This is a genomic window from Curtobacterium pusillum (assembly GCF_013359865.1).
Taxonomy (GTDB): Bacteria; Actinomycetota; Actinomycetes; order Actinomycetales; family Microbacteriaceae; genus Curtobacterium; species Curtobacterium pusillum.
On record NZ_JABMCE010000077.1, the window covers coordinates 66586 to 89439 of the forward strand.

Genomic DNA, 22854 nt, shown 5'->3' on the forward strand with positions numbered 1-22854 from the left:
CCTACGATTGGAGCCATGGCAGCGGACCGTTCGGGCATGCGTGCGCCCACCACGGGCGGTCACGCCGGGCTCGCGCAGGGCTCCGTCCCGCTCGCGGTCCGGATGCGCCCCACCAGCCTCGACGAGGTCGCCGGCCAGCAGCACCTGCTGGGCCGCGGCAGCCCGCTCGTGCAGCTCGCGACCGGCACGCGGGAGAACCCGGGTGGCGTCTCCGTGATCCTCTGGGGTCCCCCCGGCACCGGCAAGACGACCCTGGCGCAGGCGATCGCCCGGCAGTCCGGGCGCGAGTTCGTCGAACTCTCGGCCGTGACCGCCGGCGTGAAGGACGTGCGCGAGGTCATGGAGAAGGCCCTCACGCACCGCGACCTCTACGGCTCCACGACGGTGCTGTTCCTCGACGAGATCCACCGCTTCAGCAAGGCGCAGCAGGACGCACTCCTGCCGGGGGTCGAGAACGGCTGGGTCATCCTCATCGCGGCGACCACCGAGAACCCGTCCTTCTCGGTCATCTCGCCGCTGCTGTCCCGGTCCCTCCTGCTCACCCTCAAGCCGCTCACCGACGAAGACCTCGGCATGCTCGTCGACCGCGCGGTGGAGGACCCGCGCGGCCTCGGCGGCTCCGTCGTCCTCGGGGACGAAGCACGGAGCGCGATCGTGCGGCTCTCCTCCGGCGACGCCCGACGCGCACTCACCGCGCTCGAGGCAGCCGCGTCGTCCGCGATCGCCGCGCAGGACGACACGGACGACGACGCCGCGCTCGACGGCGTGCCCGCGGTCCCGATCGTCGACGCGGACACCGTCGCGGCAGCGGTGGACCGCGCACTCCTGCGGTACGACCGGCAGGGCGACGAGCACTACGACGTCATCAGCGCGTTCATCAAGTCGGTGCGGGGGAGTGACGTCGACGCGGCACTCCACTACCTGGCACGCATGATCGAAGCCGGCGAGGACCCGCGGTTCATCGCCCGTCGGATCATCATCTCCGCGTCGGAGGACATCGGCATGGCCGACCCGCAGGCGCTCCCGATCGCCGTCGCCGCGGCGCAGGCCGTCCAGCTCATCGGCATGCCCGAGGGCCGGATCCCGCTCGCCGAAGCCGTGGTGTACCTGGCGACCGCCCCGAAGTCGAATGCCGCCTACAACGGTGTGAACGCCGCGATCGCCGACGTCAAGGCCGGTCGCCTCGGGGTCGTCCCGATGCACCTCCGCGACGCGCACTACCCCGGCGCGAAGCGGCTCGGGCACGGCAAGGGGTACGTCTACTCGCACGACGCCGAGCACGGGGTCGCCGAGCAGCAGTACCTCCCGGACGCGCTCGAGGGCACCGAGTACTACACGCCCACCACGAACGGGTACGAGCGCGAGGTCGGCCCGCGACTCGAACGGCTCCGGAAGATCACGCGCGGCGAGTAGGGACGTGCTTCACCCCGGGTCCGGATGCTGCTATCGTTGACGGGCCTACGTCCTGGTCCTCGCGTGCGGCTGCGTCGAGGACAGAGTGCCACAGCAGTGGTACGGGGACAGAGGTTCGGACTGTAGCCGTCCGATCCCACAGGCTCATCCCTCTGGATCCCGTCGTCGGGACCACGAGCACTCGCGTGCCCGCCCCCGACGAGTCATTCAGTTCAGACAGAGAAAAGGACCCTGTGTCTACCAAGTCACGCACCCGCAGCAAGACCCGCCTGTCGCGCGCGCTCGGCATCCCGCTGACGCCGAAGGCGGCCCGCTACCTCGAGAAGCGCCCCTACGGCCCCGGTGAGCACGGCCGCACCCGCCGTCGTGCGGACAGCGACTACGCCGTCCGCCTCCGTGAGAAGCAGCGTCTGCGCGCCCAGTACGGCATCCGCGAGAAGCAGCTCCGCATCGTCTTCGAAGAGGCCCGCAAGACGAAGGGCCTGACCGGTGAGAACCTGGTCGAGCTCCTCGAGCAGCGTCTCGACGCCCTCGTGCTCCGTGCCGGCTTCGCCCGCACGACCGCGCAGGCCCGTCAGCTGATCGTGCACCGTCACATCCTCGTCGACGGCAAGCTCGTCGACCGTCCGTCCTTCCGCGTGAAGGAGGGCCAGCTCATCCACGTGAAGCAGCGCTCCGAGTCCCTCGAGCCGTTCCAGGTCGCCGCCGCCGGTGGGCACCAGGAAGTCCTGCCGAAGGTCCCGGGCTACCTCGAGGTCGAGATCGACAAGCTCCAGGCCCGCCTGGTCCGTCGTCCGAAGCGCGCCGAGGTCCCCGTGACCTGTGAAGTGCAGCTCGTCGTCGAGTACTACGCAGCTCGCTGATCCACTGATCGCACCCGAACGGCGGGTCGTCCTCTCCACAGGGCGGCCCGCCGTTCGGTGTTCCCCGCCGATGCCGCCGGTAGGATCGTCTGGGCACGCACCGCTCGCGTGCATCGCAAGGGAGAGGCACCGTGAAGCAGCTGTTCTTCGTCGCCGTCGGCGTCGTCATCGGGTTCGCCGTCGCGCACAAGGTCGCGAACACCCCCGGTGGTGCGCGGTTCTTCGCCGACGTGAACGCCCGCACGAAGGCCTTCGCCGGTGCCGTCGCCGACGGTTACCGCTCCCGCGAGGCCGAGCTCCGCACCGACGTCTGACGTCGTCGTCGACACCGACCGTGCCGACGCAACCATCAGCCGAACCTGAATCAGGAAGCACCATGCAGACCGCAGAGATCCGCCGCCGTTGGCTCCAGTTCTTCGGTGACCGCGGCCACACCGTCGTCCCGTCCGCCTCGCTCGTCTCGGACGACCCCTCGCTCCTGTTCACGGTCGCCGGCATGGTGCCGTTCATCCCGTACCTGACCGGGCTCATCCCCGCGCCGTACCCCCGCGCGACGAGCGTGCAGAAGTGCATCCGGACGAACGACATCGAAGAGGTCGGCAAGACCCCTCGGCACGGCACGTTCTTCCAGATGAACGGCAACTTCTCGTTCGGCGACTACTTCAAGGAGCAGGCGATCCAGTACGCCTGGGACTTCCTGACGACGCCGGAGTCCGACGGCGGCCTCGGCTTCGCAGCCGACGACCTCTGGGTCACCGTGTACGAGGACGACGACGAGGCGATCGCGTTCTGGAAGCAGCACTCGTCCCTGCCCGAGGAACGCATCCAGCGGCTCGGGAAGGACACCAACTACTGGTCGACCGGCCAGCCGGGGCCGGCGGGTCCCTGCTCGGAGATCTTCTTCGACCGCGGTCCCGAGTACGGCATCGACGGCGGACCCGCGACGGACGACGACCGCTACGTCGAGATCTGGAACCTCGTGTTCATGCAGTACCAGATCGCCGACGTGCGCTCGAAGTACGACTTCGAGATCACCGGGGAGCTGCCGAACAAGAACATCGACACCGGCATGGGGCTCGAGCGCGTCGCCTTCATCAAGCAGGGCGTCGACAACATGTACGAGATCGACCAGGTGCGTCCGGTCCTCGACAAGGCGGCCGAGATCTCCGGCCGTCGGTACGGGGCCGTGCACGAGGACGACGTCCGCATGCGCGTGATCGCGGACCACGTCCGGTCGGCCCTCATGCTCATCGCCGACGGCGTCACCCCGTCGAACGAGGGGCGCGGGTACATCCTCCGTCGTCTGCTCCGACGCACGGTGCGGGCGATGCGGCTCCTCGGTGTCGAGGGAGCGACGTTCCCGCAGCTCTTCCCGCAGTCGCGCGACGCCATGCGCGACGCCTACCCCGAAGTCGCCTCCGACTACGACCGCATCTCGCGCATCGCGTACGCGGAAGAGGAGACCTTCCTCCGCACGCTCGCGCAGGGCACGACCATCCTCGACGTCGCGGTGGAGCGCGCGAAGCAGGACGGCGTTCCCTCGATCGGCGGCGACACGGCGTTCCTCCTGCACGACACCTTCGGGTTCCCGATCGACCTCACGATGGAGATGGCGGAAGAGGCCGGCGTCCAGGTCGACCGCTCCGCCTTCGAGACCCTCATGTCCGAACAGCGTGCGCGGGCGAAGGCGGACGCGAAGAGCAAGAAGACGGCACTGGCCGACCTCAGCGTCTACAGCGCGTTCCGCGCGAAGGGCGAGACCGTCTTCCTCGGCTACGACGCGCTCGAGGCCGAGACGAACGTCCTCGGCATCATCGTGGACGGCGTCAGCGTCGACCGTGCGGTCACGGGCGACATCGCGGAGGTCATCCTCGGCGAGACCTCGCTGTATGCGGAGTCCGGCGGCCAGGACGCCGACCAGGGCTCGATCGTGGGCAACGGCTTCGACCTCGAGGTGCTCGACGTGCAGCGCCCCGTCGCGGGCCTGTGGAGCCACACCGTCCAGGTCCGCTCGGGCGAGGTCGGGGTCGGCGCGCCGGCAACGACCGTCGTGGACGCCGAGTACCGCCGCGGGGCGACCCAGGCGCACTCGGCGACGCACCTCGTGAACGCCGCGCTGCGGGACATCCTCGGGCCGGAAGCGCTCCAGGCCGGCTCGTACAACAAGTCCGGCTACATGCGCCTCGACTTCTCCTGGTCGCAGCCGGTGTCGACCGAGACGCGCTCCGAGATCGAGGAGGTCGTCAACACCGCGATCCGCTCCGACCTCGAGGTCTCGACCCGGGTGCTCCCGCTCGACGAGGCGAAGTCCCTCGGTGCGCAGGCGCTCTTCGGCGAGAAGTACGGCTCCGAGGTCCGCATGGTCGACATCGGCGGCCCGTGGTCCCGCGAGCTCTGCGGTGGCACGCACGTCGCGTCCAGCGCGCAGGTCGGTCTCGTCAACCTCGTGGGGGAGTCGAGCGTCGGCTCGACGAACCGTCGCGTCGAGGCGCTCGTCGGGCTCGAGGGCTTCCGGGACCTCGCCGTCGAGCGGACCATCGTGTCGCAGCTGTCGAGCGCGCTCAAGGCTCCTCGCGAGGACCTGCCGACCCGCGTGCAGTCCCTCATGGAGGACCTGCGGACCGCACAGAAGCGGATCGCCGAGTTCGAGTCCGCGAACCTGCAGCAGCGCGTCCCGTCGATCGCCCGCCAGGCGACGACCGTCGGTACGACGACCGTGGTGGCCGAATCCGTTCCGGGCCTGCAGTCCGGGGACGACCTCCGCGCCCTCGCGACCGGTGTCCGCGGCCAGCTCGGCGACGGCGCGGCCGTCGTGGTGCTCGGCGCCGTGATCAACGACAAGCCCGTCGTCATCGTCGCGACGAACGACGCGGCGCGCGCCGCCGGCGTCCAGGCGGGACCGCTCGCGAAGGAAGCGGCCGGGGTGCTCGGCGGTGGTGGCGGCGGCAAGCCGGACCTCGCGCAGGGTGGTGGCACCGACGCGTCGGCGCTGCCGGCTGCGCTCCGTGCGGTGACCGACCGGCTCGCGGCCTGATCGTGGCCGTCCGATCCGGGCGACGGCTCGGCATCGACGTCGGTCGAGCCCGGATCGGGGTCGCCGTGTGCGACCGCGACGGACTCCTCGCGACGCCGGTCGAGACCGTCGCCCGCGACGACGACTCCGACGTCCGGCGGATCCTCGAGGTCGCGGACGAGTACGACGTGCTGGAGATCGTCGTCGGGCTGCCCCTGTCGATGTCCGGCGGGGACACCCCGTCGACGGCTGACGCCCGCGCGTTCGCGGTCCGGCTCGCCGAGCACCGGCCGGTGCGGCTCGTCGACGAACGACTCTCGACGGTCACCGCGCAACGCGGGCTGCACCAGGCGGGGAAGAACACGAAGAAGTCCCGCGCCGTGATCGACCAAGCGGCCGCTGTTATCATTCTGCAACACGCGCTCGACCACGAGCGTGCGTCCGGCGCCCCACCGGGGGCCACGCTCCCCTGACAGTGCACGTACCAAGCTGTGCTCGCCTGATCGCGGCTGCCACACCGTCGCCCAGCACCGTAGCCCAGGCGGAGTTCCCGACCGAGAGACCGAGGACCGTTGGCAGACGACCTGGACTGGAACGCGATCATCGCGCCCGGCAACGACGCCGAGCGGCGGAAGACGACTTCCGACCGCGCGGCCACCCCCGATGAACGCGGCGGAGCGGTCGACGCGTCCGGCACCCAGCACGTCGCCGGACGCCCGATGTCCCGGCGCGAGGCGCGCGAGGCGGAAGCTGCACGTGCCCGCGAGGCGTCCGCGAAGGACTCCGTGGCCGCGGGCGACACGTCCGTCGCGTCGACACGGGACGAGCTGCACCCCGAGGTGCACGCCCTGCTGACGGGCGAGGTGCGCGTCGACGACGACGCGCGTGCCGGAGCGCTCGGCGCGGCGCGCCCCGCGGCGCCCGACGAGAGCCGTCTCGACCAGGGCGACCACCGCTCTGGAGGCGCGGGAGACGACGGCCGCGGCGGTCGCGGCGGACGCGGGGGAGCCTCCAGGGCGCCCCGCGAACCGCGGGAACCGCGCGGGAAGCGGCGTCGCGGCCCGCTGATCGCGGGCATCGTCATCGTCGCCGTGGTGCTCGGGGGCGGCGTGTCGGCCTACGCGTTCGCCGCTCCGAAGGTGCAGCAGCTCGTCTCGGCGATCAGCGGCTCGAAGGAGCCCGACGACTACACGGGCGGTGGCACGAGCAAGGTGACCATCACCATCAAGCAGGGCGACATCGGCGAGGACGTCGCGAAGACCCTGCAGCGCAGTGGTGTGGTCAAGGACTCGAAGGTGTTCTACAAGCTCCTGCTCGCCTCACCGGACGTCCAGTTCCAGCCGGGTTCGTACTCGCTCAAGAAGAAGATGAGTTCGAAGTCCGCCCTCGCAGCGCTGCAGGACAAGGACAACCGCGTGCAGGCGTCCATCGTGATCCCGGAGGGCACCGCGCTCAAGGACATCGAGGCCGGCATGGTCTCGAAGGCCGGGCTGTCCGAGTCCGAGGTGTCGGCGGCGGCGAAGGACCTGTCCGCCTACGGACTGCCCTCGAACGTCACGACGCTCGAGGGGTGGCTGTTCCCGGCGACGTACCCGATCAACCCGGGCTGGACGGCGACGCAGTACTTCAAGTCGATGGTCGACACGATGAAGGAGCACCTCGCCGCCGCCGGTGTCGCCGAGGCCGACCAGGAGCACGTGATCGTCTTCGCGTCGCTCGTGCAGAAGGAAGCCGGACTCGCGGCCGACTACCCGAAGGTCGCGCGGGTCTTCCAGAACCGTCTCGACAAGGGCATGAAGCTGCAGTCCGACGCCACCGTGGCCTACGGGACGGGGAACACCCACACGGTGACGACGACGGACGCCGAGCGTGCCGACGCCTCGAACAGGTACAACACCTACGTGCACGACGGACTCCCGCCGGCACCGATCTCGAACCCCGGCGACGTGGCGATCCAAGCCGTCACGCACGAGGCCTCGGGCAACTGGCTGTACTTCGTGACCGTGAACCTCGAGACCGGCGAGACGGTGTTCTCGGACACGTACGACCAGCACCTCGCCGCCGTGAAGCAGTTCCAGGCCTGGCTCCGCGCACACCCCGACTACCAGTAGACGACCGGCGTCGCACGGGTCCGTCGCTGTGGGAAGATGGGCACCATGCTTCGTTGGTTGACTGCTGGTGAGTCCCACGGACCCGAACTGATCGCGATGCTCGAGGGTCTGCCCGCGGGTGTCCCGGTGTCGTTCGAGTCCATCCGTACCGATCTCGCGCGTCGCAAGCTCGGCTACGGCCGCGGCTCCCGCATGAAGTTCGAGCAGGACGAGCTGCACGTCTCCGGTGGTGTCCGCCACGGGTACTCCCTCGGCAGCCCGATCGCGATCCGGATCGGCAACACCGAGTGGCCGAAGTGGGTCGAGGTCATGAACCCCGAACCCGTCGAGCAGACCGAGATCTCCCGCGGTCGCAGCGCGCCCCTCACCCGGCCGCGTCCGGGCCACGCCGACCTGGTCGGCATGCAGAAGTACGGCTTCGACGAGGCCCGTCCGATCCTCGAGCGTGCATCGGCCCGTGAGACCGCGGCCCGCGTGGCCCTCGGAGCCGTCGCGAAGTCGTTCCTCGCCGAACTCGGCATCCGTTCGGTGGCGCACACGCTGCAGGTCGGCACGGTCCGCGTTCCCGACGGCACCGCGCTGCCCCTGCCCGACGACGTCGACCGCCTCGACGACGACCAGCTGCGCTGCTTCGACACAGAGACGTCCGCGCGCATGGTGACCGAGGTCGAAGCCGCGAAGAAGGACGGCGACACCCTCGGCGGCGTCGTCGAGGTCCTGTTCTACGGCGTCCCGCCCGGACTCGGTTCGCACGTGCAGTGGGACCGCCGTCTCGACGCCCGCCTCGCCGCCGCGATCATGGGCATCCAGGCGATCAAGGGCGTCGAGGTCGGCGACGGCTTCGCGACCGCCGCACGCCGCGGGTCCGAGGCGCACGACGAGCTCTTCCGCGAGGCCGGCGAGATCGTCCGCACGACCGACCGCGCCGGCGGCACCGAGGGCGGCATGTCCACCGGCACCGTGCTGCGCGTCCGCGCCGGCATGAAGCCGATCGCGACGGTCCCGCACGCGCTGCACACCATCGACGTCGCCACCGGTGAAGAAGCGTCGGCGCACCACCAGCGCTCCGACGTCTGCGCCGTCCCGGCCGCGGGCGTTGTGGCCGAGGCCATGGTCGCGCTCGTCCTCGCGGACGCGGTGCTCGAGAAGTTCGGCGGCGACAACGTCGTCGAGACGAAGCGGAACCTCGACGCGTACCTGGCGTCGATCCCGGAGACGCTGCGCTCCCGTCGCACCGAGGCCGCCGAGCACTCCACCGCCTGGTGAGCACCCGCGCACCGGGCGTGAGCACCGAGCCGGTGGAGCAGCACGCGCCGGTGGTGATCATCGGGCCGATGGGGGCCGGGAAGTCGAGCGTCGGCAAACGCGTCGCGAAGGCCCTCGGCGTGCCGTTCACGGACACCGACCGGGCCATCGTGCGCGAGCACGGGCCGATCCCGGGCATCTTCGCGGACCGCGGCGAGCCGGAGTTCCGCGAGCTCGAGGCCGCGGCCGTCCGGACCGCGATGGCGACCGGCGGCGTGATCGCCGTCGGCGGCGGTGCCGTCACGCACGCGTCCACGAGAGAGGCCATGGCCGGGGCGAGCATCGTCCTGCTCACCGTCTCGCCCGAGGCCGTCGCGGACCGGATCGCCGGCAGCGACCGACCGCTGCTCGCGAACGGCGGCATCGACGCGTGGCAGACCATCATGGACGAGCGCGCGGCGACCTACGCCGAGCTCGCGCACGCCGTGTTCGACACCTCCCGCCGGCCGATGTCGCACGTCGTGGACGACGTCGTGGCGTGGCTGCGAGCGGGCGGGGACACCAGCACCGAGAACGAGGGAACAGCGTGACCGAGTCGACCGAGTCCGTCCTGCCGGAGGGCACCACCGAGATCCGCGTCGGCGGGGACGACGGCTACGTCGTGGCCGTCGGGAACGGGCTGCTCGGGTCGGTCCCGGCGCTGCTCGGACCCCGCGTCGCCAAGGTCCTCATCGTGCACGCCCCGACGCTCGGCGCGCGGGCGAACGACCTGCGCGACCTCCTCGTCGACTCCGGACTCGAGGCGCTGATCGCCGAGGTCCCCGACGCCGAGGGCGCCAAGCGCGTCGAGGTCGCCGCGTTCTGCTGGCAGATCATGGGCCAGTCGGACTTCACCCGCACCGATGCCGTCATCGGCCTCGGCGGGGGTGCGGTCACCGACCTCGCCGGGTTCGTCGCCGCGACGTGGTTGCGAGGCGTGCCGTACGTGGCGATCCCCACGAGCGTCCTCGGCATGGTCGACGCGAGCGTCGGCGGCAAGACCGGCATCAACACGAACGAGGGCAAGAACCTCGTCGGGGCCTTCTATGCCCCGCGCGCGGTCGTCGCGGACCTCGACCTCGTCCGCACGCTGCCGCGCAACGAGATCCTCACCGGGTTCGCGGAGATCGTGAAGGCCGGGTTCATCGCCGTGCCGGAGATCCTCGACATCGTCGAGGCAGACGTCGACCGCGTCACGGACCCCTCCACCCCGGAGTTCCGCCGCGTCGTGGAGCTCGCGATCGAGCTGAAGGCCCAGGTCGTGTCCGACGACTTCACCGAGCAGGGTCGCCGCGAGATCCTCAACTACGGGCACACGCTCGGACACGCGATCGAGCACGCCGAGCGGTACCAGTGGCGGCACGGAGCGGCCGTCTCGGTGGGCATGGTGTTCGCGGCCGAGCTGGCGCGCCTCACCGGGCACCTCGACGACGCCACGGTCGACCGTCACCGGGCGATCCTGGAGTCCCTCGAACTGCCGACGACGTACGGCATCGGCCGCTGGGAAGGGCTCCTCGCCACGATGCGCCGCGACAAGAAGGCCCGTGCCGGCATGCTGCGGTTCATCATCCTCGACGGCGTCGGCAAGCCGGTGACGCTCGAGGGGCCTGAGGACCACCTGCTGTTCACCGCGTACCAGGAGGTCGGGGTCTAGCGGAGCACCCGGCGGGTCCGGCGCCACCACCACTTGACGCGCATCGACAGGGTGACGATGCCGGTGCGCTGGGACTCGTACCACTCTGCGAGGGTCGCGCCCTCCAGCCAGGCGTCGAGGACCGCGTCGTCTTCGTCGGTCCCGTCGATGTTGAACTGCGGTGCGTCCGGCAGCGGTCGGAAGATCGGCATCAGTCGGCCTCCGGCTCTCGATCGCAGACGGGTTCGTACTGGTGTCGCCGCAGTGCGCGTCGTGCGAGGGTCTGGTCTGGTTTCGGGGCCCACCGTACGGTCGTGAGGCGTTCGAGCACAGTTCTGGAAATGTCGTACTCCGATTGGGTCTCGGTGCGGCGGATCGCCCAGGTGAGCCGCCGCCAGGCGTGGTCGCGGTCTGCCGCACGACGCGACTGGAACGCGCCGAACCAGCTCACGACTGCGGCCACGATCGCCGCGCCCGCGGCGATGACTGCTCCGACGAGTGCTGTCTCCATGACGCCAGTCTGACGGGGTGGACCCCGGTCGGGCGCGCCGGCGAGCCGATCTGTGGAGGGCGAGCCGTGCCTCCAGGCTGTGGAGGACCGACACCGCGCGCCCGCAGGGCAGGGGAGCAGACTGGTACCGTGCCCAACCCGCCCCGCTTGAGCGACCTGTCCACGCCGAAGGACGCCGACGCCGGGACCCTCCGGTCCCGCGGCCGCCGCTTCACCGAACTGCTCTCGATCGCGCGCCGGCACGGCCTCGTCCCGTTCCGCCGCCTGGACTTCTCGAACGACCCCGCGACCTCGGACCTGCGCCGCACCCAGGCCGAGCACCTGCGCCGCGCCCTCGAGGAGGCCGGCGGCGGCTTCGTGAAGATGGGCCAGCTGCTCTCCACGCGGGACGACCTCCTGCCCGAGGAGTGGACGGAGGGACTCGCGCACCTGCAGCGCAGCGTCACCCCGGCCCCCGCGGACGAGGTCGCCGCGCTGCTCGAACGAGAGCTCGGCGCCCCGGTGGACGAGGTCTTCGCGGCGTTCGACCCGGTGCCGGTCGCGGCCGCCTCGATCGCGCAGGTCCACCGCGCGCGGTTGGCCGACGGCACGAGCGTCGCCGTGAAGGTGCAACGTCCGGGGATCGACTCTGCCGTGCGGCGGGACGTCGACATCGCGCTCCGGGTCGTCCGGTTCATGGCGCGCTGGTCGGTCGAAGCACGGCAGGTGGGTGTGCAGGACGTCGCGCAGCAGTACGCGGACGACCTGATCCGGCAGGTGGACTTCGCCTCCGAGCTGCGGAACCTCACGGCGCTGCGTGCGGCGCAGGCCCGGAGCGCCCGGCCGGACGAGGTTCGCTTCCCCGAGCCCTACCCGGACCACTCCGGACGTCGTGTGCTCGTGATGGAGTTCCTCGAAGGGGACACCCTGAGCGCCATCCGCCTCGCACGGGCCGACCGTGACCTGGACGAGCCGATGCGGGCGATCCTCCGTGCGTTCCTCCGGCAGGTGGTGTTCGACGGGGTCTACCACGCGGACCTGCACCCCGGGAACGTCCTCGTGCTGCCGGACGGCCGGCCGGCGCTCATCGACTTCGGGTCGGTCGGGCGCCTCGACCCGGGGTTGCGCGACATCGTGCAGGACCTCCTCGCCGCCTACCTGCAGGACGACACCTCGCGCATCGCCGACGCGGTGCTGCGGATGGCGCCGGTGCGGGACCCGCAGGACGAACCGGACTTCCGTCGCGACATCGCCCGGTTCGTGGCGGACGAGCTCGGCCCGGGCGCGCGGATCGGTGTGGACACGGTGGACGACGCCGTCGAGGTCTTCGGACGGTACCGGTTGAAGGCGCCGCCGGACTTCGTCGCAGCCGCTCGTGCGCTCGCGATCTTCGAGGGGACGCTCCGCACGCTGGCGCCGTCGTTCGACCTGCTCGAGGAGTCCCGTGGCCTGGCGCGGGAGCAGATCCGCGATCAGCTGCGGCCGGGGAAGCTCCGGGACGTGGCGGTGCGCGAGCTGTTCGGCGCGGTGTCGGCGGCGAGACGGCTCCCGAGACGGGTGGACCGCATCGGTGAAGCGCTCGAGACCGGCAAGCTGTCGGTGAACATCCGGCTGTTCTCGGACCGCCGGGACCGGCAGACGCTGAACGGGGTCATCCGTCGCGTGCTCCTGGTGGTGCTCGGTGCCGGCTCGGGCACCCTGTCGATCGTGTACCTGGCGTCGCCCGCGCGACCGTCCGCGGTCATCTCCACCGGGGTCGCGGGCGCGGTGCTCGGGGGAGCGGCCGTGGTGCTGCTCGGCTGGGCGGCGATCGACGCGTTCCGGACGCGGAAGCACGAGTGAGGGCGGGGGCGGCCGACGCCGGGCCCGCGTGGAAGCGTCCGCTACACTCGTCCGGGACCCAGCGCGGTCCGCAGACCTTCACAACACGATCGAACGGGACATCGAAGACTCATGGCCAGTACCACTGACATCAAGAACGGCGCCGTTCTCATCATCGACGGGCAGCTCTGGTCGGTCGTCGAGTTCCAGCACGTCAAGCCGGGCAAGGGTGGCGCGTTCGTCCGCACCAAGCTCAAGAACGTCGTGTCGGGCAAGGTCGTCGACCGCACCTTCAACGCGGGCGCGAAGATCGACACCGCGACGGTCGACCGCCGCGACTACCAGTACCTGTACCAGGACGGCGAGTCGTACGTGTTCATGGACACGGACACCTACGACCAGATCCCCGTCTCGGAGACCGTCGTCGGCGACGCGAAGAACTACCTGCTCGAGTCCGCGATGGTCACCATCGCCATGAACGAGGGCAACCCGCTCTACGTCGAGCTCCCGACCTCGATCGTCACCGAGGTGGAGACCGAGCCGGGCCTGCAGGGCGACCGCTCGTCGGGCGGCACCAAGGACGCGACCATCATCGCCACGGGCCACCGCATCCAGGTCCCGCTGTACCTCGAGAGCGGCACCACGGTGAAGATCGACACGCGTGACGGCAGCTTCCTCGGCCGCGTCAACTCCTAGGCGCTGACCGTATGAGTGCTCGTTCGAAGGCCCGCAAGCGCGCCCTCGACATGCTGTACGTGGCCGAGGTCCGCGATCTGCCCATCGCGGACGTCCTCGCCACGGAGACCGTCCGTCACCTCGACCAGCCGGAGCGCGCCTCCAGCTGGGACTACGCGCGGCAGATCGTCACCGGCGTCGACGACGACCGTGCGGTGCTCGACGAGATCATCGTCGAGCACGCGCAGGGCTGGTCGATCGCCCGCATGCCGGTGCTCGACCGCTGCATCCTGCGCATGGGTGTCTGGGAGCTGCGCTTCAACGCCGAGGTCCCGGACGCCGTCGCCATCGCGGAGGCCGTCGAACTCGCCCAGTCGCTCTCGACGGAGGAGTCCGCGGGCTTCGTGAACGGCGTGCTCGGTGCCGTCGCCGGTGGCCGCGGCGCGGCTGGTCGGAAGGCCGACGACGGCGACGCCGCACCGTCCGGTCGGACGGTCGCAGGGGACCAGGAGTCCCGGTAGGGTTGACCACGTCAGCATCCTTTAATGCCGTCCGGTGAGGCGGGGAAGGAGGTCGGCGTGGGTACCAGAACGGTCCTGCAGCACCCCGACATCACGCGTGCTCTGACACGCATCGCGCACGAGATCCTCGAGGCCAACCACGGCGCCTCGGACCTCGTGCTCCTGGGCATCCCGACGCGGGGCGCCGTCCTGGCCGAGCGGCTCGACCGCATCCTGGCCGACATCGAACCCGAGTGGGAGCCCGCCGCCGACCGTGCGGGGACGGACCCCGCGGGCGCGTCCAGCCGCGTCGGCACGCTCGACGTCACGATGCACCGTGACGATCTGGGCCACGGCATCGGCCGTGCGCCGCACCGCACGACGATCCCGACGAGCGGCATCGACGGCAAGGTCGTCGTGCTCGTCGACGACGTGCTGTACTCCGGCCGCACGGTCCGGGCGGCGCTGGACGCACTGCAGGGGATCGGTCGTCCGCGGGCGGTCCGGCTGGCGGTCCTCGTCGACCGGGGGCACCGTGAACTGCCGATCCGGGCGGACCACGTCGGCAAGAACCTCCCGACGGCCTCCGACGAGCGCGTGACGCTGCGCCTGACCGAGACCGACGGCGCCGACGAAGTCGTGATCGAGCAGAGCGAGACGCACCGCGAGGTCCGGCCCGAGACGGGCGGTGCAGCGTGAAGCACCTCCTCTCCACCGCCGACCTGTCCCGCGCCGAGGCGATCCACATCCTCGACGTCGCCGAGGAGATGGCGGAGGTCAACCAGCGCGAGGTCCGCAAGCTCCCCGCCCTCCGCGGGAAGACCGTCGTGAACCTCTTCTTCGAGGACTCGACCCGCACGCGCATCTCGTTCGAGGCCGCCGCGAAGCGCCTCTCGGCCGACGTCCTCAACTTCGCGGCGAAGGGCTCGAGCGTCTCCAAGGGCGAGTCCCTCAAGGACACCGTGCAGACCCTCGGCGCGATGGGCATCGACGGCATCGTCATACGCCACAGCGCGTCCGGCGCCCCGCGGGTCCTCGCAGACGCCGACTGGATCGACGTGCCCGTCGTGAACGCCGGTGACGGCACGCACGAGCACCCGACCCAGGCCCTGCTCGACGCGTTCACGATGCGGCGGCGCCTGCACGGGGCCGGCAGCCGCGGCCAGGGCCTCGACGGCGTCCGCGTGCTCATCGTCGGCGACGTGCTGCACAGCCGCGTCGCGCGGAGCAACGCCTGGCTCCTCCGCACGCTCGGCGCGAGCGTCACCTTCGCCGCACCGCCCACCCTGCTGCCGGTGTCGAGCACGCCGTTCGGTGCCGCCGTCCACCACGACCTCGACGTCGCGCTGGCCGAGGACCCGGACGTCGTGATGACCCTCCGCATCCAGCAGGAGCGGATGAACGACGCGTTCTTCCCGAACCCGCGCGAGTACACGCGGCACTGGGGCCTGACGGCGAGCCGCTTCGGCCGTCTGTCGGAGCGCACACTGGTCATGCACCCCGGTCCCATGAACCGCGGACTCGAGATCGCCGGTGTCGCCGCCGACGACCCGCGTTCGACGGTCGTCGAGCAGGTCGAGAACGGCGTCTCCGTCCGCATGGCCGTCCTCTACCTGGCACTGACCGGAGCGAGCACGGCGCAGCACAGCAGCACCGAACCGAAGGAGTCCGTAGCATGACCGCCCACCTCATCCGCGGCGCACAGCTGGTCGACGGCTCGCTTGCCGACATCCGCCTGGAGGCGCGGCGCGTCACCGCGGTCGGGTCCGGTCTCGACGCGGCCGGGGCCACGGTCGTGGACGCCGACGGTCTGCTCGCCCTGCCCGGTCTCGTGGACCTCCACACCCACCTGCGCGAGCCCGGCTTCGAGGAGTCGGAGACGGTGCTCACCGGCTCGCGGGCCGCGGCCGCCGGCGGCTTCACCGCCGTGAACGCGATGGCGAACTCCTCGCCGGTCGCCGACACCGCCGGCGTGGTCGAGCAGGTCCAGGCGCTCGGGGACGACGCCGGGTACGTCACGGTCCGCCCGATCGGCGCGGTCTCGCAGGGAATGCAGGGCACCCACCTGTCGGAGATCGGGGCGATGGCGACCTCCCGCGCGAAGGTCCGGGTCTTCTCGGACGACGGTTCGTGCGTGTCCGACCCGCTCCTCATGCGCCGGGCGCTCGAGTACATCAAGGGCTTCGGCGGGGTGCTCGCGCAGCACGCCCAGGAGCCCCGCCTCACGATCGGCGCGCAGATGAACGAGGGCCGACTGTCGTCGGAGCTCGGACTCGCGGGCTGGCCGGCCGTCGCGGAAGAGGCGATCATCGCCCGGGACGTCCTCCTCGCCGACCACGTCGGGGCACGTCTGCACGTCTGCCACGTGTCGACCGCCGGCAGCGTGGAGGTCATCCGCTGGGCGAAGTCCCGCGGCATCGACGTCACGGCCGAGGTCACCCCGCACCACCTCATCCTCACCGAGGACCTCATCGCCGGCCTCGACGGCGCCGCGGGGTACGACGCGCGCTACAAGGTCAACCCGCCGCTGCGTTCCCGCGAGGACGTCGAGGCGCTCCGCGCCGCCCTCGCCGACGGCACGATCGACATCGTCGCGACCGACCACGCTCCGCACACCGCCGAGGCGAAGTGCTGCGAGTGGCCGGCGGCCGCGAACGGCATGGTCGGGCTCGAGTCGGCGCTCAGCGTCGTGCACGCTGCCGTGGTCGAGAGCGGTCAGCTCGACTGGGCCGACGTCGCGCGCGTGCTGTCCGAGGCGCCGGCGCGGATCGGGCAGGTCGAGGGCCACGGGCAGCGGATCGCCGAGGGCGCCCCGGCGGAGATCACGCTGTACGACCCGTCGGCCAGCCGCGAGTTCGCGGTCACCGACCTCGCCGGGCAGTCGCAGAACTCGCCGTACCTCGGCATGCGGCTCCCCGGACGGGTCGTGGCGACCTTCCACCACGGCTCCCCGACGGTGCTCGACGGCGCGCTCGTGGACGCCGAGACGGTCGCGGCGCACGCTCGGACCGGCCGGATCGGTGCGACGGCATGAGCGGTGAGGCGCTGCGCTGGCTCGAAGGGGCGATCATCCTCGCCCTCGTCGTCCTGCTGTTCGTCGCGATGGCACGCACCTGGCGGACGCGGGCCAGGAAGCAGGCGGACGCCGTGCCTCCAGTCAGTGTCCCGGCCGACCTGTCACCGGCGGCCGGGTCCTGGGACGGGTTCACCGTCGCGACGACCCGGGCCGACCAGCCGCTCGAGCGGATCACCGCCGGCGGCCTCGGGTTTCGCAGCCGCGGCGGGGTGACCGTCCACGACTCCGGCGTGGTGCTCCACCACGCCGGTGCCCCCGATCGCTGGATCGCAGCCGAGGCCGTGCGCGGCGCCGACCGCGCCACGTGGGCCATCGACCGGGTGGTCGAGCCCGGGGGACTGGTCCGTCTGCGATGGACGGCGACCGGCGCCGCAGGTGCGACGGACCTCGACACCTACTTCCGGTTCCCGGAGGGCGATGCAGCAGCACTCGTCGCCCTGCAGGGACTGTCGACGAAGCACAACCACCCGCACACCGCGGGCGAAGGGACGAACTGATGACACGCGAACGGGCCGTACTGGTCCTCGAGGACGGCACCCGGTACGACGGCTGGGCCTACGGGGCCCGCGGGCGCACGCTCGGCGAGGTGGTCTTCGCGACCGGCATGACCGGGTACCAGGAGACGCTCACCGACCCCTCCTACGCCGGGCAGATCGTGGTGCAGACCGCGCCGCACATCGGCAACACGGGTGTGAACGACGAGGACCCCGAGTCCCGCCGCATCTGGGTCGCCGGGTACGTCGTGCGGGACCCCAGCCGCATCGTGTCGAACCACCGCGCGAACGCGTCGCTCGACGAGCACCTCGTGCGCGACGGCATCGTGGGCATCTCCGGGATCGACACCCGTGCGCTCACCCGCCGGATCCGCGACGCCGGCGCCATGAAGGGCGGCGTGTTCAGCGGGGCGGACGCAGCGCTGTCCGAGTCGGAGCAGTTGGACGCCGTCCGGTCGCAGGCAACGATGGCCGGTGCCAGCTTCTCCGCGATCGTGTCGACCCCCGAGACCTACGTGGTGCCCGCGGTCGGCGAACAGATCGGCCGGCTGGCCGTCCTCGACCTCGGTGTCAAGGCGTCCACCACGCGCTACCTCTCCGAGCGCGGGTTCGAGGTGCACGTCGTGCCGCAGGACATCTCCGCAGCCGAACTCGAAGCGCTCGCACCGGACGCGCTCTTCTACTCGAACGGCCCCGGGGACCCGGCGGCGAGCGACGCCCAGGTCGAGCTGCTGCAGGACAGCCTGAAGACGGGGCGCCCGTTCTTCGGCATCTGCTTCGGCAACCAGCTGCTCGGCCGCGCCCTCGGCTTCGGCACCTACAAGCTGCCGTTCGGCCACCGCGGCATCAACCAGCCGGTGCTCGACACCACCACCGGCAAGGTCGAGATCACGAGCCAGAACCACGGCTTCGCGGTCGACGCTCCCCTGGGCGAGGTCCTCGAGTCGCCGGCCGGGTTCGGCCGGGTCGAGGTCTCGCACTACTCCCTGAACGACAAGGTCGTCGAGGGCCTGCGCGCGCTCGACGTGCCCGCGTTCAGCGTGCAGTACCACCCCGAGGCGGCGGCCGGTCCGCACGACTCCATGTACCTCTTCGACCGGTTCGCGGACCTGGTGCGCGCGCGTCGTGACGGGAAGCCGCTCGACGCGGCCACCGCCGACGCCACGACCCCCGCAGCAGACATCACCAAGGAAGCGAACTGATGCCCAAGCGCGCAGACATCAACTCCGTCCTCGTCATCGGCTCCGGCCCGATCGTCATCGGGCAGGCGGCCGAGTTCGACTACTCCGGCACCCAGGCGTGCCGCGTCCTCCGTTCCGAGGGCGTCCGTGTGATCCTCGTGAACCCGAACCCGGCGACGATCATGACCGACCCGGACTTCGCCGACGCGACCTACATCGAACCGATCACGGACGCCTCCCTCGAGGAGATCATCAAGATCGAGCGGCCGGACGCGGTCCTGCCGACCCTGGGCGGCCAGACGGCGCTCAACGCGGCGATCTCGCTCGACAAGGCCGGGATCCTCGCCAAGCACGGCGTCGAGCTCATCGGCGCGAAGGTCGACGCCATCCAGCGCGGTGAGGACCGGCAGCTGTTCAAGGAGCTCGTCCTCGAGTCCGGCGCCGACGTGGCCCGCAGCCACATCGCCCACACCCTGGAAGAGGCGAAGGAGTACGCGCAGGACCTCGGGTACCCGCTCGTCGTCCGTCCGTCCTTCACCATGGGCGGCCTCGGTTCCGGCTTCGCCTACAACGAGGAAGAACTCGTCCGCTTCGTCGGCGACGGGCTGCAGTCCAGCCCCACGACGGAGGTCCTGCTCGAGGAGTCGATCCTCGGGTGGAAGGAGTACGAGCTCGAGCTCATGCGGGACAACTACGACAACACCGTCGTGATCTGCTCCATCGAGAACGTCGACCCGGTGGGCGTCCACACGGGTGACTCGATCACCGTGGCGCCCGCGCTGACGCTGACCGACCGCGAGTACCAGAACATGCGGAACATCGGGATCGACATCATCCGTCGGGTGGGCGTCGACACCGGTGGCTGCAACATCCAGTTCGCCGTCGACCCGTCCAACGGCCGCTTGATCGTCATCGAGATGAACCCCCGCGTGTCCCGGTCGTCGGCGCTGGCCTCGAAGGCGACCGGCTTCCCGATCGCGAAGATCGCCGCGAAGCTCGCGATCGGGTACCGCCTCGACGAGATCGAGAACGACATCACCCGGGTCACGCCGGCGAGCTTCGAGCCGACGCTCGACTACGTCGTCGTGAAGACCCCGCGGTTCGCGTTCGAGAAGTTCCCGGCCGCCGACGCCACGCTCACCACGACGATGAAGAGCGTCGGCGAGGCGATGGCGATCGGCCGCAACTACGCCACGGCGCTGCAGAAGTCGCTCCGGTCGCTCGAGAAGCGCGGCTCGTCGTTCCACTGGGACACCCCGGCGGCCGAGCTCGACAAGGACGTGCTGCTGTCGAAGGCGCAGGTGCCGACCGACGGCCGCATCGTCACGGTCCAGCAGGCCCTCGTCGCGGGTGCCACCGCGGACGAGGTGTTCGAGGCCACGAAGATCGACCCGTGGTTCATCGACCAGATCGTGCTCATCAACGAGGTGGCGGACGAGGTCAGGAACGCCGAGACCCTCGACGCCGACACGCTGCGCTGGGCGAAGGAGCACGGCTTCTCGGACGCCCAGATCGCCTCCCTGCGCGGGATCAGCGAGCAGGACGCGCGCGACCAGCGCCACGAGCAGGGCATCCGGCCCGTGTTCAAGACCGTCGACACCTGCGCGGGCGAGTTCCCGGCGCTCACGCCGTACCACTACTCGTCGTACGACGCCGAGACCGAGGTCGCCCCGAGCGACCGCAAGAAGGTCGTCATCCTCGGCTCGGGTCCGAACCGCATCGGTCAGGGTGTCGAGTTCGACTACTCCTGCGTGCACGCGTCCTTCGCGCTGAGCGACGCCGGGTTCGAGACGATCATGATCAACTGCAACCCGGAGACGGTGTCCACCGACTACGACACGTCGGACCGCCTGTACTTCGAACCGCTGACCACCGAGGACGTCCTCGAGGTCATCGAGGCCGAGGCGGCGTCCGGCGAACTCGTCGGCGTCGTCGTGCAGCTCGGCGGCCAGACCGCCCTCGGGCTCGCGAAGCCGCTCGAGGCCGCCGGCATCCCGATCCTCGGGACGAGCCCGTCCGCGATCGACTCCGCCGAGGAGCGCGGCCAGTTCTCCGCGATCCTCGACGCCGCCGGCCTGCTCGCGCCGCGGAACGGCACCGCGCACGACCTCGCCAGCGCGACCGCGGTGGCCGAGGAGATCGGCTACCCCGTCCTCGTCCGTCCGTCCTTCGTGCTCGGCGGTCGCGGGATGGAGATCGTCTACGACTCCACCGCGATGGCCGACTACTTCGACCGGATGGCCGACCAGGCGATCATCGGCCCGGAGCTCCCGCTGCTCGTCGACCGGTTCCTCGACGACGCCGTGGAGATCGACGTCGACGCGCTCTTCGACGGCGAGCGGCTGTACATCGGCGGCATCATGGAGCACCTGGAAGAGGCCGGCATCCACTCCGGCGACTCCGCCTGCACCCTGCCGCCGGTCGGCCTCGGCCGCGCCGAGATCCAGGGCGTCGTCGACGCGACCGAGAAGATCGCGCGCGGTATCGGCGTCCAGGGCCTGCTCAACGTGCAGTTCGCGATCGGCGCCGGCGTGCTCTACGTGCTGGAGGCCAACCCGCGCGCCAGCCGCACGGTCCCGTTCGTCTCGAAGGCGCTCGGCATCCCGCTCGCGAAGGCCGCGTCCCGCATCATGACCGGCACCTCGATCGACGCGCTCGTCGCCGAGGGACTGCTGCCGGAGCGTGACGGTTCCTCGGTGCCCCCGCAGGCACCGGTCGCCGTCAAGGAGGCCGTGCTGCCCTTCCGCCGCTTCCGCACGCACGACGGTCAGGTCGTCGACTCGGTGCTGAGCCCCGAGATGCGCTCCACCGGCGAGGTCATGGGGATCGACCGCGACTTCCCCCGGGCGTTCCTCAAGTCGCAGGAGGCGGCGTACGGCGGCCTGCCGACGACGGGCACGGTCTTCGTGAGCGTCGCCGACACCGACAAGCGCCAGGTCGTCCTGCCGATCCACCGCCTGCAGCAGCTCGGCTTCACGATCAGCGCGACCGAGGGCACCGCCGAGGTGCTCCGCCGCAACGGCATCGAGGTCACGCTGGTCGGCAAGTACAGCGAAGGCGGCGAGAGCGTCGTCGACCTGCTCGCTCGCGGTGAGGTCGACATCGTGGTGAACACCCCGTCGGGCGCCGCGGGGCGTGCCGACGGGTACGAGATCCGGGCGGCGACGGTGGCGGCGGACAAGCCGATCTTCACGACGATCGCGGAACTCGGGGCGGCCGTCGCCGCGATCGAGACGATGGGTTCGCCGCTCAGCGTGCGCAGCCTGCAGGACTACGCGCTCGAGCGCGCGACCTGGTGACGGACGGTCGCGTGGAGACGATCCAGTCGGGAGGCGCGGAGCCGTTCGGTGTCCGGCTCGCGTCCGCCATCCGGTCGCGTTCCGCACTCTGCGTCGGCATCGACCCCCACGCCGCCACCCTGGCGGCGTGGGGGCTCGGCCGCGACGAGGCGGGACTGACGGCGTTCGGCGCGACGCTCGTCGACGCGGCCGCAGGCCGCGCCGCGATCGTGAAGCCGCAGATCGCGTTCTTCGAGGCGGCGGGGGTGGCGGGCTACCGCGCGCTCGACGCGACGATCCGTCGGGCACGCGATGCGGGCCTCCTGGTCGTCGCCGACGTCAAGCGCGGCGACATCGGGTCGACGGGGGACGACTACGCGCTCGCGTGGCTGGACCGTGACGGGCCGTTCGCGGCCGACGCGATGACGGTCTCGCCGTACCTCGGGTACGGTTCGCTGGCGGGCACGCTCGACGTGGCACGCCGGAACGGGGCGGGTGTGTTCGTGCTCGCGGCGACGAGCAACCCCGAGGCCCGCGTGCTGCAGACCGCGGTCCTGGCCGAGGGTCCGCGGGCAGGGCGGTCCGTCGCTGCCGGTATCGTCTTGGACGTGGCAGACGACAACCGGACCGGCGGCGACCAGCCGCTCGGCGACGTCGGGCTCGTGCTCGGCGCGACCCTCGACCTCGCCGACTTCGGCATCGACGCGGACACGATCGGCACGTCGCCGGTCCTCGCCCCGGGCTTCGGCGCCCAGGGCGCCCGCATCGAGGACCTCCGCGCGCTGTACGGCGCGCGCGCCGAGCAGGTCCTCGTCAGTGAGTCCCGTGGGCTGCTCACCGACGGCCCCGACGGTGTCGCGGCACTCGTCGCCGACCGTGCCGACCGCATCCACGCCGCGCTGGGGGCGGCCGCATGACGTCCGACCGGAACGAACTCCCCGCGCACCGCAACCCGCCCGAGGTCGACCGCGTCGCCGCCGCGCAGGCCGCCGTCGCCGCACGGCGGGCCCGCGCCGCGGTGA

The 22854-nt window shown here is 71.1% G+C and carries 21 protein-coding genes; 19 read left to right on the plus strand and 2 right to left on the minus strand.

Features of this window, described 5'->3' with window-relative positions; genetic code table 11:
• Positions 1-15 precede the first annotated feature (15 nt).
• From HP507_RS10210 to aroB, 9 genes are all read left to right on the plus strand, one after another.
• Positions 16-1413, plus strand: a complete 1398-nt coding sequence (locus HP507_RS10210; protein ID WP_376984296.1) for a replication-associated recombination protein A — start codon at positions 16-18, stop codon at positions 1411-1413.
• A 233-nt stretch (positions 1414-1646) separates the two neighbouring features.
• Entirely contained in the window at positions 1647-2276 is a 630-nt protein-coding gene (gene rpsD, locus HP507_RS10215) for a 30S ribosomal protein S4 (RefSeq protein ID WP_058726527.1), read from the plus strand.
• A 131-nt stretch (positions 2277-2407) separates the two neighbouring features.
• The gene (locus HP507_RS10220) at positions 2408-2590 is read left to right on the plus strand and encodes a hypothetical protein (RefSeq protein ID WP_175351679.1); all 183 of its coding nucleotides are present in this window, start codon (positions 2408-2410) and stop codon (positions 2588-2590) included.
• A 62-nt stretch (positions 2591-2652) separates the two neighbouring features.
• Positions 2653-5310: an alanine--tRNA ligase gene (alaS, locus tag HP507_RS10225; RefSeq protein ID WP_175351680.1), complete on the plus strand. Its 2658-nt coding sequence runs from the start codon at positions 2653-2655 to the stop codon at positions 5308-5310.
• Positions 5310-5762, plus strand: coding sequence for a Holliday junction resolvase RuvX (ruvX, locus tag HP507_RS10230; protein WP_175351700.1), 453 nt, complete (start codon positions 5310-5312; stop codon positions 5760-5762). The genes alaS and ruvX overlap by 1 nt, the downstream gene beginning before the upstream one ends.
• Before the next feature lie 99 nt (positions 5763-5861).
• Positions 5862-7400: an endolytic transglycosylase MltG gene (gene mltG / locus HP507_RS10235; protein WP_254701046.1), complete on the plus strand. Its 1539-nt coding sequence runs from the start codon at positions 5862-5864 to the stop codon at positions 7398-7400.
• 45 nt (positions 7401-7445) lie between these two features.
• Entirely contained in the window at positions 7446-8666 is a 1221-nt protein-coding gene (gene aroC, locus HP507_RS10240) for a chorismate synthase (RefSeq protein ID WP_175351681.1), read from the plus strand.
• Positions 8663-9235 carry a shikimate kinase gene (locus tag HP507_RS10245; RefSeq protein ID WP_271207005.1) on the plus strand — a complete coding sequence of 191 codons (573 nt, stop codon included), beginning with the start codon at positions 8663-8665 and terminating at the stop codon, positions 9233-9235. Before aroC ends, HP507_RS10245 begins: the two co-directional genes overlap by 4 nt.
• Before the next feature lie 20 nt (positions 9236-9255).
• Positions 9256-10338: a 3-dehydroquinate synthase gene (gene aroB / locus HP507_RS10250; RefSeq protein ID WP_175351702.1), complete on the plus strand. Its 1083-nt coding sequence runs from the start codon at positions 9256-9258 to the stop codon at positions 10336-10338.
• On the opposite strand, the gene HP507_RS10255 is transcribed toward aroB, so the two are convergent.
• Both HP507_RS10255 and HP507_RS10260 read right to left on the minus strand, forming a co-directional pair.
• Complete coding sequence (locus tag HP507_RS10255; RefSeq protein ID WP_175351682.1) at positions 10335-10529, minus strand: hypothetical protein; 195 nt, start codon at positions 10527-10529, stop codon at positions 10335-10337. The two genes, aroB and HP507_RS10255, sit on opposite strands and share 4 nt — an antisense overlap.
• On the minus strand, positions 10529-10828 hold the full coding sequence (locus tag HP507_RS10260; protein WP_175351683.1) for a hypothetical protein: 300 nt from the start codon (positions 10826-10828) through the stop codon (positions 10529-10531). Before HP507_RS10260 ends, HP507_RS10255 begins: the two co-directional genes overlap by 1 nt.
• Positions 10829-10957: 129 nt before the next feature.
• Between HP507_RS10260 and HP507_RS10265 the strand changes: the two genes are divergently transcribed.
• From HP507_RS10265 to pyrF, 10 genes are all read left to right on the plus strand, one after another.
• Entirely contained in the window at positions 10958-12649 is a 1692-nt protein-coding gene (locus tag HP507_RS10265) for an ABC1 kinase family protein (RefSeq protein ID WP_175351684.1), read from the plus strand.
• A gap of 111 nt (positions 12650-12760) precedes the next feature.
• Positions 12761-13324: an elongation factor P gene (gene efp / locus HP507_RS10270; protein WP_175351685.1), complete on the plus strand. Its 564-nt coding sequence runs from the start codon at positions 12761-12763 to the stop codon at positions 13322-13324.
• 11 nt (positions 13325-13335) lie between these two features.
• On the plus strand, positions 13336-13824 hold the full coding sequence (nusB, locus tag HP507_RS10275) for a transcription antitermination factor NusB (protein ID WP_175351686.1): 489 nt from the start codon (positions 13336-13338) through the stop codon (positions 13822-13824).
• A gap of 24 nt (positions 13825-13848) precedes the next feature.
• Positions 13849-14502: a bifunctional pyr operon transcriptional regulator/uracil phosphoribosyltransferase PyrR gene (pyrR, locus tag HP507_RS10280; RefSeq protein WP_175351687.1), complete on the plus strand. Its 654-nt coding sequence runs from the start codon at positions 13849-13851 to the stop codon at positions 14500-14502.
• Entirely contained in the window at positions 14499-15482 is a 984-nt protein-coding gene (locus HP507_RS10285) for an aspartate carbamoyltransferase catalytic subunit (protein ID WP_175351688.1), read from the plus strand. The genes pyrR and HP507_RS10285 overlap by 4 nt, the downstream gene beginning before the upstream one ends.
• Positions 15479-16837, plus strand: a complete 1359-nt coding sequence (locus tag HP507_RS10290; protein WP_175351689.1) for a dihydroorotase — start codon at positions 15479-15481, stop codon at positions 16835-16837. Before HP507_RS10285 ends, HP507_RS10290 begins: the two co-directional genes overlap by 4 nt.
• Entirely contained in the window at positions 16834-17376 is a 543-nt protein-coding gene (locus HP507_RS10295; protein WP_175351690.1) for a PH-like domain-containing protein, read from the plus strand. Before HP507_RS10290 ends, HP507_RS10295 begins: the two co-directional genes overlap by 4 nt.
• Positions 17376-18575 (plus strand): glutamine-hydrolyzing carbamoyl-phosphate synthase small subunit, encoded by a 1200-nt coding sequence (gene carA, locus HP507_RS10300; protein WP_175351691.1) that lies wholly within the window; start codon positions 17376-17378, stop codon positions 18573-18575. Before HP507_RS10295 ends, carA begins: the two co-directional genes overlap by 1 nt.
• Positions 18575-21853: a carbamoyl-phosphate synthase large subunit gene (carB, locus tag HP507_RS10305; protein WP_175351692.1), complete on the plus strand. Its 3279-nt coding sequence runs from the start codon at positions 18575-18577 to the stop codon at positions 21851-21853. The genes carA and carB overlap by 1 nt, the downstream gene beginning before the upstream one ends.
• An 11-nt stretch (positions 21854-21864) precedes the next feature.
• Complete coding sequence (gene pyrF / locus HP507_RS10310; protein WP_271207006.1) at positions 21865-22749, plus strand: orotidine-5'-phosphate decarboxylase; 885 nt, start codon at positions 21865-21867, stop codon at positions 22747-22749.
• The last annotated feature ends 105 nt before the right edge of the window (positions 22750-22854 follow it).